The organism is Bacillus sp. 007/AIA-02/001, from assembly GCF_004634455.1.
GTDB classification, from domain to species: Bacteria; Bacillota; Bacilli; order Bacillales; family Bacillaceae_G; genus Bacillus_A; species Bacillus_A cereus.
Map to the genome: position 1 here is coordinate 654,055 of NZ_SEIY01000002.1, position 17,275 is coordinate 671,329.

Consider the following 17,275-nt stretch of genomic DNA (forward strand, 5'->3'; position numbering starts at 1 on the left):
GTGAAGGAAAAAGGGGATTTGCATACAATTAGTTAAATAAGAAAGAAAAAATAATTTTATCAACAGAAATTAACAAAATGTGACAAAAATCTATTAACGAATCGTATTTTTTGTGTTAATATTCAAAATATAAAGGGTATTCGTCGTATGGAAATGGAGGGAATGGAGGTTTTTCCAATCGATAAGGATATTAAAGAAATATTTTGTTCACACTTGAAAAACAATAGGCACCAATTCGTAGAGAACTGGAAAAACAAAATGATAATTTCCGAAAAAGATCCATTTAAACTAGAAGTAGTTCAAAATGGAGAGGATTTACTAGAGTTAATTATCGAACTTACTATGGAAGATAAAGATATAAATTATCTTCAACCGTTATGTGAGAAAATTGCTATTGAACGTGCTGGAGCAGATGCGAATATTGGAGATTTTGTTTATAACGCAAACGTGGGAAGAAATGAACTTTTCGAAGCGATGTGTGAATTAGATGTTAGTGCTCGTGAATTGAAACCAATTATGGCAAAAATACATACTTGTTTTGACAAATTAATTTATTATACCGTTTTAAAATACTCGGAAATTATATCGAAGAATTTAGAGGAAAAACAGCAATATATTAACGAAACACATAAAGAAAGACTGACGATTTTAGGACAAATGTCAGCTAGTTTTGTACATGAATTTCGTAATCCGCTTACTTCCATTATGGGGTTTGTCAAATTATTAAAGGCAGATCATCCGAGTTTATCGTATTTAGATATTATTTCGCATGAATTAGATCAATTAAATTTTCGTATTTCGCAATTTTTACTCGTATCAAAAAAAGAAATGTGGAATGAATCGGAACGGTTTTGGCTTAATGACTTGTTTCAAGACATTATACAATTTTTATATCCGAGTTTGGTCAATGCGAATGTTTTGATTGAAAAGAATTTACCGTATCCAATTCCGCTTGTTGGTTATCGAAGTGAAGTGAGACAAGTATTTTTAAACATATTAATGAATTCAATTGATGCTCTTGAATCAATGAAAGAAGAACGAAAAATTATCATTGATGTATTTGAAGAAGATCAAGCTATTCGAATTGTGATAAAAAATAATGGACCAATGATTCCAGCTGAAAATGTAGAAACGATTTTTGAACCATTTGTAACTACTAAAAAGTTAGGAACTGGTATTGGATTATTTGTATGTAAACAAATTGTGGAAAAACATAATGGATCCATTATGTGTCGATCAGATAACGATTGGACAGAATTTCAAATTGCATTTCAAAAATAAACAGTCTACACCAAATGAATGGTGTAGACTGTTTTAATTTGTGAGTATAACGGCTTCTAATTTAGGATCTTTAGTTGAATAACCTACTATTGAAATTGTATAAATAACATTTGGTTCAACATTGAATTTCGGTATAGTCAATAAAACGTTTTTATTATCTGCGAGTGAAATTTCAATATCTGCTGTACCAGGGCTAACTTGCAAAAAATCTGTTATTTGTTTAAAGAGTACATTTTCAAATAAATGATCCCCATCTTTTAAATCTACGTTTACAACAGGGGTATCTGGAGAGAAATGTGCAAACCGTATTTTGGCTTGACCAGCTGGTAAATGTGTATTATCAAGTATAGGCTGTAATTGTAGGTGATTATCACTATTTATTGCAGCAAGAGTATAAGTATGATTTCCCATTATTGGTACCAACGCTGAAAAGATTGGAGTTTCATTTCCGACAGGAACAATATCTATACGGTATTTACCTTGCACTAATGATAAATAAGGGCTGAATTGCTTAAATGAAATATTTTTAATAACCTTTTGTCCGTTTACTAAAATGTCAACCGCCGGTATATTTGGATCGGCATGAAAAATTCTTATATGTGATGGTAAAGCAGCTTCTTGTGAGTCTCTTGTTTCATACGCCTGTACAAGTTTTGATAGTGCATCGTAATATTTCATATATAATTCTATATATTTTTTAGGGTTACGAAACTGATAGTAACGTGCGAGCTGTTCGTATTGCGTAACTTCTTGTCCATATTTTTCGATTTCAGATTGAGACATGAACATTCCTCCTTTGTCATCATTAAAACTATATGCGAAGCAAGAAAGCGGTTATGCAAAAAAAATGATTTTATAAAGGGAAAATTAAAAAGTGACAACAAATATGTTTTCATAAAGAGGTGCTGGTGCTTACGAGAATTTCACAGAGTAAAGCAGTACATATGACTGTACGAAAGTAAAATAAATGCCAAATTGAAAGTGCATTTCAATTAACATATTGAATACATGTCCAAAAATCGCTAGAAAACTAGGGATTTTTTTAATTATAGGCAAATACACATACAAAGTGATAATTGTCCTACATAAATTATAAAGGAAAGATACTTTGAATCTGAGGAAAGGAGTGCCACTTCGGGATAGGGATATCCCGATAGTAATTGTGAATGAAGTTATGAAAAGGTTTTGTGTTATAGACTGTAGGATGAATTTGTAAACTTCATTTTTCTATTTATTTTAGCAATTGACAGTATTAACCCATAAGAGAGCGTCATGACGAACTGATTAGTGTGGTTAATCGGTTCTTTTTTTATAGTTTAAAAATGAAAAGTTTACATAATGAATAGGAATCTGAATTGATTAGTAAGGTGGGTGTCGAAATTTGTTTTAAAATATGCAATTTAAAGTAGGATAATAGGAAGGAGTTTAACGGGAGTTCCGTCGAAGTGTACAGAATGTCGGTATTTAAGGACAGCTGGCATTATGCTATAAAAACATTTGGTGATGCAGTCATTTCATATAAAAAGGAGGGTCATTTGGGCGTATAGAAAAGGGTTGGTCTTCGGGTTTTTAGTTCTGAATTTTCTGTTTTATAAAATTTTTTAAGCACTCATTTGTATATTTTATAATAGTTTTTTGATAAATTCACTGCTTTTGCAGAGGATTCTTTTTTATGAAAGAAACGTCAATTTTCTTCATATATATATACAAATTGGAGAAATGGGGGAGCGCTATGCGCGATTACTTAATTAAACCACTTGTTGGTCAGCCGTATCCAATGATTTCACATGGAAAAGGTGTTTATTTGTATGATCAAAATGGCAATAAATATTTTGATGGTTCGTCAGGAGCAATTACGGCAGGTATTGGGCATGGCGTAAAGGAGATTGCAGACGTTATTAAAAAGCAAGCTGAGGAGATTGCTTTCGTTTATAGATCACAGTTTACGAGTGAACCAGCTGAAAAATTAGCGAAGAAGTTAAGTGATTTAAGTGTAGGAGATTTGAACTGGAGTTTTTTTGTAAATAGTGGTACGGAAGCGAATGAAACAGCTATGAAAATTGCAATTCAGCATTTTCAAGAGCGAGGTATTCAAGGGAAACATAAAATTTTATCAAGATGGATGAGTTATCACGGTATTACGATGGGTGCTTTATCAATGTCTGGGCATCCACTACGTAGACAACGTTTCGTATCTATTTTGGAAGATTATCCGACTATACCAGCTCCATATTGTTTCAGATGTCCTGTTCAAAAGGTATATCCAACTTGTCAGCTGGCATGTGCGACTGAACTAGAAAGATCAATTGAAAGAATTGGTGCAGAGCATATTGCTGCTTTTATTGCTGAGCCGATTATCGGAGCAGCTGGAGGCGCGGTTGTTCCGCCGAAAGACTATTATAAAGTCATTAAAGATATTTGTAATCATTACGATATTTTATTTATTGCGGATGAAGTAATGACTGGGCTTGGTCGTACTGGAGCATGGTTTGCGATGGAGCATTGGGGCGTAGAGCCGGATATTATGACACTTGGTAAAGGGTTAGGAGCGGGATATACACCGATGGCAGCGACAGTTGTAAGTGATCGTGTTATGGAACCAATATTACGTGGATCACGTTCAGTAATGAGCGGTCATACGTTAAGTGCAAATCCATTGTCTGCAGCAACGGCTTTAGCTGTTATTGAATATATGGAGAAACATAATCTTCCTGAGAAAACAGCAGAAAAGGGAGAGTATTTAATAAAAGGCTTACAGAAAGTTCAACAACAATCGACAATCATTGCTGATGTGCGCGGAAAAGGGTTGCTAATCGGAGTAGAATTGCAACCGTTTACAAAAGCGTCGGAGCTTATTTCAGTTGCAGCTAAAAATGGTCTGCTTTTATACCAAGCAGTTTCAGGGCAAGCAGGAAAAGAAGATAGTGCACTGCTTGTAGCACCGCCAATGACAACTACATATTCCGAGTTAGATGAATTACTTTCAATTTTCTCTAAAAGTGTGGAAGAGATGATGCAAAAAGGAGGGCATAGTATCGCATGACAACTATTACAAATACATTCGGTAAATTAAAAGAAATTGAGGAAGTAATTTCTTTGTTCCATGATGATATGACATTGATGTTTGGGGGATTTGGAGGGATTGGATCCCCTCCATCTTTAATAAAGGCAATTTTAGAAAAAGGCGTTACAAATTTAAATTTAATCGGAAATGACACTGGATTTCCTGATGTAGGTATCGGTCGTCTTGTTACAAATGAAAGAGTTAAATCAATAATTACTTCTCACATTGGCTCCAATCCAAATGCAGGAAGGCAACTAAACGAGGGAAGATTACAAATTGAGTTTTCTCCGCAGGGAACATTAGCAGAGCGTATTCGCGCTGGTGGCGTTGGTCTTGGTGGTGTTTTAGTTGATGTTGGTGTTGATACGATTGTGGAAGAGGGAAAACGAACAGTTGAAATGAATGGTAAGACCTACTTAGTTGAAACAGCATTAACTGCTGAAGTTTCAATTGTATATGCAAAAAAGGCAGATCCGTTTGGTAACCTTGTATTTGACAAAAGTGCACGAAATATGAATCCTCACGTAGCGATGGCTGGGGATATAACAATTGTAGAAGCGGAAGAAATAGTCCCGCTTGGAAGTTTAGATCCAGAGGAAATTGTCGTTCCAGGTGTTTTCGTAAATTATATTGTACCGTCGGAAGGAGTGAACTGGAAATGGGTATGGGCGTAGAAGTGAGGGATAAGATTGCTAGGCGTGCGGCGAAAGAAATACAAAATGGTATGATTGTAAATTTAGGTATTGGCATACCATCGCTTGTACCAAATCATTTGCCTGACGATATAAATGTTATGTTTCATGCGGAAAATGGAATCGTGGGCATGGGACCAACGCCAAGTAAAGGGAATGAAGACGAAAATTTGTGTAATGCAGCAGGTTTACCAACTTCTCTTATAACAGGAGCGAGTTATTTCGATAGCTGCACAGCGTTTGGGATGATTCGAAAAGGTTTGCTAGACATAACGATTCTTGGTTCATTACAAGTAAGTGAAAATGGCGATTTAGCAAACTGGATTGTACCTGGAAAACGTGTTCCAGGTATTGGTGGAGCAATGGATTTAGCACAAAAAGCGAAGCGGGTCGTTGTTGTGATGAATCATGTTGATAAGTACGGAAATGCAAAAATTGTTTCAGAGTGTACATTGCCATTAACTTCAAAGAAATGTGTAGATTTAATTATTACTGATATGGCAGTCATGGAGGTAACTCCGAGTGGACTTATATTACAAGAATTAATGAGCCCATACACAGTAGAAGATGTAAAACGACATACAGAAGCTGATTTTCAAATTAGTTCTAACTTACTAGTAATTGAATGAAGGGAGATGTAATATATGGAGCAATTAAAAAAGCAAGTTTGTGATTATATTGAGAGCCATGAAGAGGAAAGTGTGAAATTTTTAAAACGATTAATTCAAGAAAAGAGCGTATCTGGTGATGAAAGCGGTGCGCAGGCAATTGTGATTGAAAAATTACGTGAATTAGGTTTAGATCTCGATATATGGGAGCCCTCCTTTTCTAAAATGAAAGATCATCCTTATTTTGTATCACCCCGTACAAGTTTTTCAGATAGCCCAAATATTGTAGCAACTTTAAAAGGAAGTGGCGACGGGAAATCTATGATATTAAATGGGCATATTGATGTAGTTCCAGAAGGGGATGTGAAACAGTGGGAACATCACCCTTATAGCGGTGAGAAAATAGGGAATCGTATATATGGCCGTGGAACGACGGATATGAAGGGCGGAAATGTCGCACTTATGCTTGCGATGGAAGCGATCATTGAATCTAGTATTGAATTAAAAGGAGACATCTATTTTCAAAGTGTAATAGAAGAGGAAAGTGGTGGAGCAGGGACATTAGCAACTATATTACGAGGATATAAAGCAGATGGTGTCATTATTCCAGAGCCTACTAATATGAAGTTTTTCCCGAAACAACAAGGTTCCATGTGGTTTCGTCTACGTGTAAAAGGGAAAGCTGCACATGGTGGAACGCGCTATGAAGGGGTTAGTGCAATTGAAAAAAGCATGTTTGTTATAGAACATGTAAGAAAGCTAGAGGAGAAAAGAAATAGTCGAATTACAGATCCGTTATTTAAAGGAATTCCAATTCCAATTCCAATTAACATTGGCAAAATTGAAGGAGGGAGTTGGCCAAGTTCTGTTCCCGATGAATTAATTTTAGAAGGAAGATGCGGTGTTGCGCCGAATGAGACTATAGAGGCGGCAAAAGAAGAGTTTGAGAATTGGATTGCTGAATTAAATGATGTGGACAATTGGTTTGTTGAAAATCCGGTAGAAGTAGAATGGTTTGGAGCGAGATGGGTTCCTGGTGAATTAGAAGAAAATCATGAACTCATTACAACACTTCATCATAACTTTGTTGAAATCGAAGGGAACGAACCAATTATTGAAGCATCTCCATGGGGGACTGATGGAGGTTTATTTACACAAATTGCAAACGTACCAACAATAGTATTTGGTCCAGGAGAGACGAAAGTAGCACACTATCCAAACGAATATATAGAAGTTGATAAAATGATAGCTGCCGCAAAAATTATTGCATGTACATTACTAGATTGGTGTGAGGTGAAAAAATGAAATACTATGAATCTTTTAGAGAACAGACGAATTGTTATACAGTAGAAGGCGTTTTAGATTATTTTAATAAACGTATCCGGGTAGATCACTATAAAGGAAATGTTGAAAGTATTATACAGACAATTGACGAACTAGCAGAGAAACATTCTTTCACTAAATGTATTATTAAAGGAAAGGGAGAGCATGTTTCAACATGGCTCTCTTTCGGTTTTTTGTTGGAAGCAACGATACCTCATTATTTTCAAGGACACGATGCATACTTTTTTGTGAAATATAATAATGATGAAAGACGAAATAGTATGCATTGGACTGAGGAAGATACTATATTAAGCGGTGTAAAAGGAAAAGAAATAAAAGAAAAAGTAGTTCCAGAGAAATTTTTGCTGAGAAAAGCGAATGAAGAAGATGCAGAAGAATTAGCAACTGTCTTCGGAAAAGTATTTGAAGTGTATCCGACACCTTTAAATGAAGCGAGTTATGTATTACAGACGATGAAAGAAGACGATACAATTTACTACGTGTATGAATTTGAGGGGAAAATTATTAGTACAGCATCTGCAGAAATGAACATAAAGGAAGGAAATGCAGAATTAACGAATTGTGCTACTTTACCTGAATATCGTAAACATGGATTTATGAAAAGTTTACTAATTAAATTAGAGGAAGAGCTTCGAGAAAGATCTATTTTCTGCTCCTATACAATTGCTCGATCGCTTTCTTTCGGAATGAATGCTGCCTTTCATCAATTAGGCTATACGTATACAGGAAGACTGGCGAATAATTGCTACATTTTCGATAAGTTGGAAGATATGAATATATGGGTGAAAGATCTATCTAGTTATTCGAAAGCAGTAAAACTTCCGTCTCAAAATTTGGCTGTAAAGCAAAACAGTTAGGGGGAGCTGGGTGTTCGAAAAAGTTGTACTAATTAGAGTTTCGAGTTATCTAATGAAAATATAAAATTGGTCAAAATTATAGAACGGAATCGTCATGCTTACAATCGCACATAGGTGTGCCGAAAATTCGGCATGTAATTGCTGGATTTTCGGCAAGAGGGGGGATGACATTGCTAGCAGTTTCGACACAAGAAGTCATTGAAGCGATTTTGGGCAGTATTGATGAGGCTATACACGCTGTAGATGAAAATGGAATTACAATATTTTATAATTCTGTAGCTGCAAAACACGATGGATCCAAGATTGAAAAAGTGTTAGGGAAACATCTGTTAGAAGCGTTCCCGTCTTTATCAAGGGAAACGAGTACATTGATGAAAGTACTAGATACAAAAAAACCTATCGTACATCAGGTACAACATTATCAAAATTTAAATGGTGAAGATGTTTGTACAGTAAATACGACGTTACCTATTTTTATAGATGGGAATATTGCTGGGGCTGTTGAAATTGCAAAGGATTACTCTACAATTCAAAAACTTACTGACACAATTGTTGACTTACAGTCGAAAATAAAGCGATCATCTAGAAAAAAAGTGATTAAAAAGCACGCTGCATTTGAGACGATAGTGACAAATGATACGCGGTTTAAACAGACGAAAGAGTTAGCACAAAAAGTAGCACCAACAGACGCAAATGTTTTAATATATGGTGAAACAGGAACAGGAAAAGAACTGTTCGTACAAGCAATTCATGAAGCTTCTAAAAGAAAAAACAAGCCATTTATTGCACAAAACTGTGCAGCTTTACCAGAGTCGCTATTAGAAAGTTTATTGTTTGGAACGACAAAAGGAAGCTATACGGGAGCGATTGAAAGAGCTGGGCTATTTGAACTTGTTGATGGTGGTACATTATTTTTAGATGAACTGAATTCAATGCCTCTTGATTTGCAGGCAAAAATGTTACGAGTGTTAGAAGATGGAGTCATTAGAAGAATTGGTGATAATAAGACGAGAAAAGTAGATGTTCGTGTTATTACCGCAATGAACCAGCCTCCAGAAATATGTTTACGAGAGAATAAAATTCGCACTGATTTATATTATCGCTTAAACGTATTTTCATTATATATCCCACCGCTTCGTGAAAGAACTGAGGATGTACTATTATTAGCATCTTATTTTTTGAAAGAATATAATAAAAGTTATAAAAAAGGTGTACTTCAAATTGATGAGGAAGCGAAAGATAGACTGCAAGCTTATCAGTGGCCTGGAAATGTCCGGGAGTTAAAACATACGATTGAACATGCTGTTATTATTGCAGAAGGGAATACATTAACAGCCAATTGTTTACCACGTACATTTCGGAAAGAGAAGTTTTCGAAGAAGAAGGGTATAATGCCACTTAGAGAAGCACTTCATCAAACAGAAAAAGAATTAATAGATCAAGCGTTGATTGAAACGGAAGGAAATATATTACAAGCCGCAAAAATGTTGGGTATCCCTCGTCAAACGCTTCAATATAAACTGAGCAAGTACGACAAAACCGCCGAATAATCGGCGGTTTTTGTGTGTTTGCACCAATAAAAGAGCGTTTACATATATAAAAAGTAATGAATATGATGTTAAGTATTGATTTCATACAACGCTTAAAAATATTTTTTCGCTTATGTAATAGGGTTCTCCGCACATTTACTTATCAACAATGTAAAGTTGGCATAACTATTGCTTATATAAAGGATGAGCGTATAAAAAGGGGGAATAGCAATGTTACATGATGTATACAAACCAAATCGTCACTGGAAGGATATCGAATTATGGAAAGATGTTACTGAAGAGCAATGGAATGATTGGGTTTGGCAATTAACGAATACGATCAAAACGTTAGATGACTTAAGAAAAGTGATTAACTTAACACCTGAAGAAGAAGAGGGCGTTAAAATTTCAACGAAAACGATCCCGTTAAACATTACACCGTACTATGCTTGGCTAATGAATCCTGATGATCCACGCTGTCCGATTCGGATGCAATCAGTACCGATTTCGGAAGAGTTATATAAAACAAAATATGATTTAGAAGACCCACTTCACGAAGACGAAGATTCACCAGTTCCAGGGCTAACACATCGTTATCCGGACCGTGTACTATTCTTAGTAACAAATCAATGTTCTATGTATTGTCGTTACTGTACACGTCGTCGTTTTAGTGGACAAATTGGAATGGGTGTACCGAAGAAACAATTAGATGATGCAATTGCGTATATTCGTGAAACGCCACAAGTACGAGATGTATTAATCTCCGGTGGTGACGGACTTCTAATTAACGATAAAATTTTAGAATATGTATTAAAAAATTTACGAGAGATTCCGCATGTTGAGATTATTCGTATCGGAACGAGAGCACCAGTAGTATTCCCACAACGTATTACAGAAAATTTATGTAATATTATTAAAAAATACCATCCAGTATGGTTAAATACACATTTCAATACATCTATTGAAATTACTGAAGAATCGAAAAAGGCATGTGAAATGTTAGCGAATGCTGGTGTTCCAGTCGGAAACCAAGCAGTAATTTTAGCTGGTATTAACGACAGTGTTCCAATTATGAAAAAACTTATGCATGACTTAGTAAAAATCCGTGTACGTCCATACTACATTTATCAATGTGACTTATCTGAAGGTATCGGTCACTTCCGTGCACCAGTATCTAAAGGTCTTGAAATTATTGAAGGTTTACGTGGACACACATCTGGTTATGCTGTTCCGACATTCGTTGTTGATGCGCCAGGTGGAGGCGGTAAAATTGCACTTCAACCAAACTATTTAATCTCACAAAGTGCAGATAAAGTTGTACTTCGTAACTTTGAAGGTGTTATTACGACGTATCCAGAGCCAGAGAGCTATATTCCAGGAAGAGCGGAAGGATACTTTAAAGAGATTTATCCGAACTACGAAGAAAAACGTTCAGATGTTGGTATCGCAGGTCTTATGAGCGATAAGAAATTTAACCTCGTTCCAGACGACTTACAGCGTATGAACCGTCGTAAAGACTACGAAGATAATGATACTCACGCATCTTTAAAAGATAAACGTGATAAGCGCGATCAATTAAAAGATAAAAAATATCAAGCACAAATGGCTAAATTAGAAGAAAACGACAAAAAAACTGAGGGTGATGCAGTATGAATTGTATGTGGTGTGACAGTACAGAAGCGAAAGAAAGCTTGAATACTGTATATTGGGAATTACCAGATGGTACGAAAGCCATTGAAATCCAAGAGACACCATGTATTTCTTGTTCCTCGTGCGGGATGGACTATCAATCAGACCATACAGTAAAAGAAATTGAAGATCAATTATTCTTAATTTACACGAAAGATTTACCAAAACAACTAACATATGAAGAATTAATGGGCAGACCGCGTCTATTAAAAAGAAATTATTTCGACTTTTAACCAGCTTTTATGCTGGTTTTTTTCTTTTTTGCCTTGTATAATGTACCCAAGTTAGAAAGGTAGGGAATATTTTTGAAAAAAACATTTTACCATTATATGATGAAGCATCGTGCAGCTTTATTTAGAAACGAAATTTCAGATTTAGCAGAGGCGATGTATGATGATTTAAGTTTTCCGAAGCAATCTGAAGACTATGATGAAATTAGTTCATACTTAGAGTTGAGCGGAATGCTAGAAAGTATGTCTATATTTGATGAAGCCTGGGATTTATACATACAAGATAGATAAAAACTATTTGAAAACATACAGAATACATTACTTTATTTAAAGTGAAGTATTCTGTATGTTTTTTTATTATGAAATTTGTTGATTTGAAGCTAGTCTAGTTACTAGTTTTTGTTTGAGTGTAATGTAAATTTTATAAGATTATATTTTTTATTGAAAAAATTTATGAATATAAGCTTCTGTGATAAGCGTTTTTATGTAGGTTGCATATACTGATATCAAAATCACGACGTCAAAAAAAGGAGAGATAGAGATGGCAAGAAAAAAACAACCTAAATACAACGTAGGGGACATAGTCGTGATTACGCTATATGGAACCGTTGGGAAAATCACAAATATGAAGGTTTTAGATGGAGTTTATGTATACGAAGTCAATAATCACGATGGATTTTACGTAGAGCAAACATTGCAGCACGTTACAGAGCAAGATATGAAAAAGGGCGATACGGAGTGGATTGAATTAAATTATAATTTCACGTTTGGTGATCTTGTGCAAGTAACTGGATATGATAAAGATGTTTTCCGTATTGTTGGTTTTCGTACAGAAGTATGGAGATATAAGAATGACGCATGGGAAGATACAATTTATGAATTGTCACGGATTACGGATGGTGAATGGTTAGAAGCGGATGAATCAGATTTAACGTTACTTGCGAATGCTCAAACGGCAAATGTAATTTTGAAGAAAATGAAACAAGATAAAGCAGGTATGAATAAATTAGATTTAGGAAAGTTAAAGTCAATTAACAACTCGAAAAAAGTGAGTGTTAAGACGAATCGTCAAGAAATCATTGATGGATTACTTGACATTTATAACGATTATCAATTATTGTTCGATACATTTAAAGATGAAGAATATAAAATTGTAATGGATGTTGTTCATAATTATTTAGTTAAATTGACAGAGAAAAAATAGTTAACTAGAAAGAGAGAATAAATTGAACAACAACATATGCAGTATAAGGTATGCCTACAACTATTAAAAAAATAAAAAGCCACTTTATAAGAGAGTCTGCCCATTGATCTTCATGCATGAACTCTTCTTTTGTTTGTCCTACTTCATATTGATTTTCCATTATTATTTCCCCCTTTGAATAGCTTGTACTACAATCGTATGCATCTCGTCCAAAGCTTATGACCTATAAAAAAATAAAATCTATTTTTCTAATCTCATATACATAATTTTGAGATTTTTTCATAAAACAGAAATAAAGGAGTGATGCTCATGAAGGAAATTGAAGTCGTGATTGATACGGAAGAGATTGCGGAGTTTTTTTATGAGCAACTAATTGAAAGAGGGTACGTCCCAAAACGAGAAGAAATTGAAGATCTCGCAGATATTACATTTGAGTATTTATTAGAGAAATGCATGATTGATGAAGTTTTTGATGAAGAGGATGAATGAAAGTAACGACGGGCATAACTCGTCGTTTTTTACTCTTTACAAACCTGTCACAAGTATAGTCAATAATTATTGATATAATGAAAAGGAAATTTTACTCAAGAGGTGAAGGAATGTTCAAAAAAATTATTGATTCTTTATTAGGAAAGAAAAAATATCGTTCGTATTCAAGTAGTGATTATCGTCGTAGAGGGCGCTCGTATTCAAGTAGCGATTATAAACGACGTTCATCTGGTTATGGACATCAACATTATAAAAGAAAACGTAAAAGCCGTAGCTTCTTTTCAAGTAGCTGATGAAATGGCGTCGTGTACTAGCATTATTTGATAGACCACTGCGAAAAAATACAATTGTTGCAGAGCATTATAAAATTGAATCAGTAATTGGAATGGGCAGTTATGGGGTTACATATGTCGTTAATGATTTGCAAATAAATAGATATAAAGTCTTAAAACAATTAAGACAAAGTAAACAAAGATATGAGTCTGGTAGAAAATCATTTGAACAAGAGAAAATGATTTTACAAACATTAAATCATCATGCAATTCCTAGTCTATATGATCATTTCATATGGGAGAAAAAGAGCTTCTTTGTGATGGAGTACATGTCTGGTAAAAATTTTGAAGATTATATTTTCATAGATGGGTATGTATATACAGAACGTGAAGTTTTTGAGATTTTATATGAAATATTAGAAATTGTATCGGTGTTTCATAGTGAAGGCATTATTCACCGAGATTTACGCATTCCAAACATATTAATGAAAGAAAATCAAATTAGTATTATTGATTTTGGATTAGCTAAATGGAAAGGTGAGGATGATGAGCGAGCTACAACTTACGAAGGTGAACAAGCTTTGATGCGAGAAGTTCAATTTCGTAGCGACTTTTATGCGCTCGGTCATTTCTCATTATTTTTATTATATGCAGGATATGAATCTAATGAAAAACAGGAAAAACCATGGTACGAAGAATTAACTTTGGAAAATTATAATCGCGAAATGCTTATGCGAATGTTACAAATAAAAACGCCGTACTATGAGAATGTACAAGATTTAAAACAAGATGTAGCTTCTGCTTTAGAAAGGATGGAGACTCCATGTTTCAAAAGTTTTTAGCAAGCGTTGGTATTGGAAGTGCAAAGGTAGATACTGTTCTTGAAAAAGATGAGTATATTGTTGGGGAAGAAATAGTTGGAAAGGTTCATATAACTGGAGGTTCAATTAGCCAACAAATTGAAAGCATTTACTTAACATTATCGACGTCGTATGTACGAGAAGTGGATGATAAAAAAGTAACAGCAACATATGATTTAGAGCGAGTACGCTTAACCGAACCTTTTTCTGTAGAACCGAATGAAACAGTTGACATTCCATTTTCTTTTCCAATGCCAATTGAAGCACCACTTACACTTGGTATGAAAACGGTTTGGATTCATACAGGTCTTGATATTAAACGTAGTATAGACCCAAGTGACCGTGACTACGTTCAAGTGTTACCTAATGCATTATTAAGTAGTGTTTTAGATAGTGTAAATGAATTAGGGTTTAAAGCACGTCATATAGAATGTGAAGAATTACCGCACCGATTACGTAAACAAGTTCCATTCGCACAAGAATTTGAGTTTATTCCGGTTTCTGGAGAGTACTACGGCAGATTAGATGAATTAGAATTATTAATTTTGCCACGTGCATACGACCGATTAGAAATAATTATGGAAGTAGATAGAAAATCACGTGGATTAGCTGGTTTATTCGCTGAGGCACTTGATCTTGATGAGAAGGTTATTCGCTTCACTGTAACAAGAGAAGATATCCCTGAGATGAAGCAAAAAATTAATAATTATATTTTTTAATAAACTATGCATAAAAAAGAAATGGAGAGGAAAACTAAAACAACCGCTCCATTTTTTTGCATAGTGAGGTTATGTATGTGAAACGATATCGACATTTATACTTGCTAAGTTTTACGTTACTCATTTGTTTTGTCGTATTATCACTTTCGTATCATACCGCTTGTATTGAGAACTTTGACAATATAGTCGCACATTTTATTCAAAGCTTTCGAAACGATTATTTGACGACCTATTTTACTTGGGTGTCTTTTATTGGTTCCAAAAGAATATATTTTCCATTACTCATTATTCTTGTAATGTATTTTCTCGTTAGAAAAAAGTTGCTTAGTGCGTTGCTTCTAACAATTAATTACTACGGATCTCGTTATTTAAACAGTATGCTTAAACTATGGTACGAACGAGCAAGACCTGATGTCACGCAGCTTGTTACTGCAACTGGATATAGTTTTCCGAGCGGTCATACGATGAATGCTACTGCTTTTTTAGGATTTATTGCATACGTCACAATTACTGAAGAACGTATTTCGTTGCATAAAAAATTGTTAATTATTCTTATAGCAAGCTTTGTTGTATTATCTATTTCAGTTAGCCGAATATATCTTGGCGTGCACTATCCATCTGACATATTAGCAGGATGGGCAGCTGGTGGTAGCTGGCTCGTTTTATGTGTTATATTCCATAAAACGTTCATAAAAAAAGAACCTATGTCATAATAGGTTCTTTTTTCATTGGCTCAACATGAATGTGTGCATGGTAAATTCCAAACTTTTTGCGAAGCATAGCTTCGATGTTGTCGGTAATACAGTGACTTTCTCCAACATCCATGTGAGCATCTACTTCAATTGTAATATCAACGTACGTTTGATTCCCGTACATACGTGCTCGAATATCTACAATGTTTTCCACACCGCCAATATGCTCAATAGCATCAGCGTATTCTTCCATTTTATCAGGATCAATTCCATCTGTAAGCATATGAGAAGATTCTACGAAAATCTCCCATGCAGTTTTACAAATAATAAGACCGACAATTAAAGCGGCAATAGGGTCTAAAATAGGCATTTGGAACTGAGAACCGACAATACCTACTACAGTACCAATACTTACGAGTGCATCTGATAAATTATCCTTTGCAGCGGCTTCTAATGATTTACTTTTTGTTCGTGCTGCAATTTTTTTCGTATACAAATACACGCAATACATAACGACAGCAGAAAATAAAGCAACCCATGCAGCGAGTACATTAGGCGCTGCTTGTTTCGGATTTAAGAAAGATTGAATGGCACTAATAACAACTTCTAATCCGACTGTTGCCATAATGAAGGACGCAACAAGTGATGCGATTTGTTCGGCACGCGAATGCCCATACGGATGATCTGGGTCACGAGGTTTACGAGATATTTTTAGACCAATTAATATTGCTAAAGAAGCACCGATATCCGTTAAGTTATTTAAACCGTCAGCGCGTAATGCGCTAGAGAGGGTAATATAACTGATGATGATTTTCATAGAGGATAAAAATATGTAGGCCATAATGCTGACAATAGCGCCTTTATCAGCTTCTTTATGAGAAAGAGTATCCATTTTAATCACTCACCTTTCTTTAAAGGAATTTCTTTCTATAAATAGAGTATCAAACGAAAGTCGTGTGGGTCTATACAAACATTGTTGACGTTTTATAGCTTTTTAAGAAGGGGATAACAAAGTTTCGTGAAGGAAAAATATGTTGAAAAGTACAAAGTCAGGGTGTAAACCTAATTAGAGTCTATTTACTAAAGAGATAGGAGGGGAGATGGATCAAGAAACGAATACTTTTCTTACTACATATTATTCTTATCATGACAAGGTGTAATTCATTAAACGAGGAAAAACGTCAAAAGATAATTATGAAAACAGATGAAAGCCCTCTGGAAAATATTTTCCAGAGGGCTTTCATCTTAGTATGCTTCTAAAAACTCAGTAACTTGCTCTTCTGTTTTTGCGTTAGCACTATGTAAGTGGCCTAGCTTCTCACCGTTTTGGTATACAAGTAAACTTGGAATACCCATTACTTGATACTCTTCAGCGATACTTGGAAACTCATCTTTATTAATAGAATACCATTCAAATTTATTGAACTCTTCCATTACATCTCCGATAAAGTTGTTCATACGTACGCAATCTGGGCACCATGTAGTAAAGAACTTAACAACTACTGGCTCCTCGCTTGCGATGATGTCTTTGAATTCTTGTTCTGTTTTAATTTCTTTCATAAGTAAAACTCCTTTCAATATCACACGAATTTATATGCAAAATTCGCATTTGCAAACATGTTGCAAACTTATTATTTGTTTTTTAGTTTTGTAGTTCGTTCACACTTATAAAATTGTATGTAACATGACTGCGCTACTAAGTGTGAAAATAACGGAACCTCACTTTTCTTTATAAGCTTTTTCCA

General features: G+C 34.8%; 20 protein-coding genes. 16 read left to right on the forward strand and 4 right to left on the reverse strand.

Annotated features, from left to right (window positions below; translation table 11 throughout):
• The first annotated feature begins 147 nt into the window (after window positions 1–147).
• Window positions 148–1,281: a BA2291 family sporulation histidine kinase gene (locus ES895_RS08775; RefSeq protein ID WP_000425086.1), complete on the forward strand. Its 1,134-nt coding sequence runs from the start codon at window positions 148–150 to the stop codon at window positions 1,279–1,281.
• A gap of 33 nt (window positions 1,282–1,314) precedes the next feature.
• On the opposite strand, the gene ES895_RS08780 is transcribed toward ES895_RS08775, so the two are convergent.
• Window positions 1,315–2,064: a DUF4397 domain-containing protein gene (locus ES895_RS08780; RefSeq protein ID WP_000083284.1), complete on the reverse strand. Its 750-nt coding sequence runs from the start codon at window positions 2,062–2,064 to the stop codon at window positions 1,315–1,317.
• A 949-nt stretch (window positions 2,065–3,013) separates the two neighbouring features.
• On the opposite strand from ES895_RS08780, the gene ES895_RS08785 reads away from it, so the two are divergent.
• From ES895_RS08785 to ES895_RS08830, 10 genes are all read left to right on the forward strand, one after another.
• On the forward strand, window positions 3,014–4,324 hold the full coding sequence (locus tag ES895_RS08785; RefSeq protein ID WP_001205879.1) for an aspartate aminotransferase family protein: 1,311 nt from the start codon (window positions 3,014–3,016) through the stop codon (window positions 4,322–4,324).
• Window positions 4,321–5,019 (forward strand): acetate CoA-transferase subunit alpha, encoded by a 699-nt coding sequence (gene atoD, locus ES895_RS08790; RefSeq protein WP_087875326.1) that lies wholly within the window; start codon window positions 4,321–4,323, stop codon window positions 5,017–5,019. Before ES895_RS08785 ends, atoD begins: the two co-directional genes overlap by 4 nt.
• Window positions 5,004–5,666 carry a CoA transferase subunit B gene (locus ES895_RS08795; protein WP_000525278.1) on the forward strand — a complete coding sequence of 221 codons (663 nt, stop codon included), beginning with the start codon at window positions 5,004–5,006 and terminating at the stop codon, window positions 5,664–5,666. Before atoD ends, ES895_RS08795 begins: the two co-directional genes overlap by 16 nt.
• Before the next feature lie 15 nt (window positions 5,667–5,681).
• Window positions 5,682–6,950 (forward strand): peptidase, encoded by a 1,269-nt coding sequence (locus ES895_RS08800; RefSeq protein WP_087875327.1) that lies wholly within the window; start codon window positions 5,682–5,684, stop codon window positions 6,948–6,950.
• Window positions 6,947–7,846: a putative beta-lysine N-acetyltransferase gene (gene ablB, locus ES895_RS08805; RefSeq protein ID WP_030025543.1), complete on the forward strand. Its 900-nt coding sequence runs from the start codon at window positions 6,947–6,949 to the stop codon at window positions 7,844–7,846. Before ES895_RS08800 ends, ablB begins: the two co-directional genes overlap by 4 nt.
• Window positions 7,847–8,010: 164 nt before the next feature.
• Window positions 8,011–9,396 carry an arginine utilization transcriptional regulator RocR gene (gene rocR / locus ES895_RS08810; protein ID WP_011110073.1) on the forward strand — a complete coding sequence of 462 codons (1,386 nt, stop codon included), beginning with the start codon at window positions 8,011–8,013 and terminating at the stop codon, window positions 9,394–9,396.
• 210 nt (window positions 9,397–9,606) lie between these two features.
• The gene (gene kamA / locus ES895_RS08815; protein WP_000902142.1) at window positions 9,607–11,028 is read left to right on the forward strand and encodes a lysine 2,3-aminomutase; all 1,422 of its coding nucleotides are present in this window, start codon (window positions 9,607–9,609) and stop codon (window positions 11,026–11,028) included.
• Window positions 11,025–11,297, forward strand: coding sequence for a YokU family protein (locus ES895_RS08820; RefSeq protein WP_000995763.1), 273 nt, complete (start codon window positions 11,025–11,027; stop codon window positions 11,295–11,297). The genes kamA and ES895_RS08820 overlap by 4 nt, the downstream gene beginning before the upstream one ends.
• 72 nt (window positions 11,298–11,369) lie before the next feature.
• Entirely contained in the window at window positions 11,370–11,585 is a 216-nt protein-coding gene (locus ES895_RS08825; RefSeq protein WP_000750717.1) for a YozE family protein, read from the forward strand.
• Window positions 11,586–11,835: 250 nt separating this feature from the next.
• On the forward strand, window positions 11,836–12,498 hold the full coding sequence (locus ES895_RS08830) for a hypothetical protein (RefSeq protein ID WP_135238296.1): 663 nt from the start codon (window positions 11,836–11,838) through the stop codon (window positions 12,496–12,498).
• Between the two features lie 4 nt (window positions 12,499–12,502).
• On the opposite strand, the gene ES895_RS08835 is transcribed toward ES895_RS08830, so the two are convergent.
• The gene (locus ES895_RS08835) at window positions 12,503–12,658 is read right to left on the reverse strand and encodes a DUF3930 family protein (protein WP_000431486.1); all 156 of its coding nucleotides are present in this window, start codon (window positions 12,656–12,658) and stop codon (window positions 12,503–12,505) included.
• A gap of 149 nt (window positions 12,659–12,807) precedes the next feature.
• Here ES895_RS08835 and ES895_RS08840 point away from each other — a divergent pair, with 149 nt between their 5' ends.
• The 5 genes from ES895_RS08840 (at window position 12,808) to ES895_RS08860 (ending at window position 15,551) form a co-directional block, all read left to right on the forward strand.
• Window positions 12,808–12,987 (forward strand): YozD family protein, encoded by a 180-nt coding sequence (locus ES895_RS08840; protein ID WP_000658451.1) that lies wholly within the window; start codon window positions 12,808–12,810, stop codon window positions 12,985–12,987.
• A 110-nt stretch (window positions 12,988–13,097) separates the two neighbouring features.
• A complete protein-coding gene (locus ES895_RS08845; RefSeq protein ID WP_000473371.1) occupies window positions 13,098–13,280 on the forward strand; it encodes a hypothetical protein in 183 nt (60 codons plus the stop codon).
• Window positions 13,280–14,101, forward strand: coding sequence for a serine/threonine protein kinase (locus ES895_RS08850; protein WP_000872051.1), 822 nt, complete (start codon window positions 13,280–13,282; stop codon window positions 14,099–14,101). The genes ES895_RS08845 and ES895_RS08850 overlap by 1 nt, the downstream gene beginning before the upstream one ends.
• Window positions 14,083–14,838, forward strand: a complete 756-nt coding sequence (locus ES895_RS08855; RefSeq protein WP_000486611.1) for a sporulation protein — start codon at window positions 14,083–14,085, stop codon at window positions 14,836–14,838. The genes ES895_RS08850 and ES895_RS08855 overlap by 19 nt, the downstream gene beginning before the upstream one ends.
• Window positions 14,839–14,915: 77 nt before the next feature.
• Window positions 14,916–15,551 (forward strand): phosphatase PAP2 family protein, encoded by a 636-nt coding sequence (locus tag ES895_RS08860; protein ID WP_000833370.1) that lies wholly within the window; start codon window positions 14,916–14,918, stop codon window positions 15,549–15,551.
• Here the strand turns inward: ES895_RS08860 and ES895_RS08865 are convergent.
• Both ES895_RS08865 and ES895_RS08870 read right to left on the reverse strand, forming a co-directional pair.
• Window positions 15,541–16,422 carry a cation diffusion facilitator family transporter gene (locus tag ES895_RS08865; RefSeq protein WP_135238297.1) on the reverse strand — a complete coding sequence of 294 codons (882 nt, stop codon included), beginning with the start codon at window positions 16,420–16,422 and terminating at the stop codon, window positions 15,541–15,543. The two genes, ES895_RS08860 and ES895_RS08865, sit on opposite strands and share 11 nt — an antisense overlap.
• A gap of 353 nt (window positions 16,423–16,775) precedes the next feature.
• Window positions 16,776–17,090 (reverse strand): thioredoxin family protein, encoded by a 315-nt coding sequence (locus ES895_RS08870; protein WP_135238298.1) that lies wholly within the window; start codon window positions 17,088–17,090, stop codon window positions 16,776–16,778.
• Window positions 17,091–17,275: the final 185 nt, after the last annotated feature.

Excerpts from the sequence above, each read along its gene's own strand:
- ES895_RS08775 (WP_000425086.1), top strand. The coding sequence starts at position 148 with ATGGAAATGGAGGGAATGGAGGTTTTTCCAATCGATAAGGATATTAAA.
- ES895_RS08780 (WP_000083284.1), bottom strand. The coding sequence starts at position 2,064 with ATGTCTCAATCTGAAATCGAAAAATATGGACAAGAAGTTACGCAATAC.
- ES895_RS08785 (WP_001205879.1), top strand. The coding sequence starts at position 3,014 with ATGCGCGATTACTTAATTAAACCACTTGTTGGTCAGCCGTATCCAATG.
- atoD (WP_087875326.1), top strand. The coding sequence starts at position 4,321 with ATGACAACTATTACAAATACATTCGGTAAATTAAAAGAAATTGAGGAA.
- ES895_RS08795 (WP_000525278.1), top strand. The coding sequence starts at position 5,004 with ATGGGTATGGGCGTAGAAGTGAGGGATAAGATTGCTAGGCGTGCGGCG.
- ES895_RS08800 (WP_087875327.1), top strand. The coding sequence starts at position 5,682 with ATGGAGCAATTAAAAAAGCAAGTTTGTGATTATATTGAGAGCCATGAA.
- ablB (WP_030025543.1), top strand. The coding sequence starts at position 6,947 with ATGAAATACTATGAATCTTTTAGAGAACAGACGAATTGTTATACAGTA.
- rocR (WP_011110073.1), top strand. The coding sequence starts at position 8,011 with ATGACATTGCTAGCAGTTTCGACACAAGAAGTCATTGAAGCGATTTTG.
- kamA (WP_000902142.1), top strand. The coding sequence starts at position 9,607 with ATGTTACATGATGTATACAAACCAAATCGTCACTGGAAGGATATCGAA.
- ES895_RS08820 (WP_000995763.1), top strand. The coding sequence starts at position 11,025 with ATGAATTGTATGTGGTGTGACAGTACAGAAGCGAAAGAAAGCTTGAAT.
- ES895_RS08830 (WP_135238296.1), top strand. The coding sequence starts at position 11,836 with ATGGCAAGAAAAAAACAACCTAAATACAACGTAGGGGACATAGTCGTG.
- ES895_RS08835 (WP_000431486.1), bottom strand. The coding sequence starts at position 12,658 with ATGGAAAATCAATATGAAGTAGGACAAACAAAAGAAGAGTTCATGCAT.
- ES895_RS08840 (WP_000658451.1), top strand. The coding sequence starts at position 12,808 with ATGAAGGAAATTGAAGTCGTGATTGATACGGAAGAGATTGCGGAGTTT.
- ES895_RS08845 (WP_000473371.1), top strand. The coding sequence starts at position 13,098 with ATGTTCAAAAAAATTATTGATTCTTTATTAGGAAAGAAAAAATATCGT.
- ES895_RS08850 (WP_000872051.1), top strand. The coding sequence starts at position 13,280 with ATGAAATGGCGTCGTGTACTAGCATTATTTGATAGACCACTGCGAAAA.
- ES895_RS08855 (WP_000486611.1), top strand. The coding sequence starts at position 14,083 with ATGTTTCAAAAGTTTTTAGCAAGCGTTGGTATTGGAAGTGCAAAGGTA.
- ES895_RS08865 (WP_135238297.1), bottom strand. The coding sequence starts at position 16,422 with ATGGATACTCTTTCTCATAAAGAAGCTGATAAAGGCGCTATTGTCAGC.
- ES895_RS08870 (WP_135238298.1), bottom strand. The coding sequence starts at position 17,090 with ATGAAAGAAATTAAAACAGAACAAGAATTCAAAGACATCATCGCAAGC.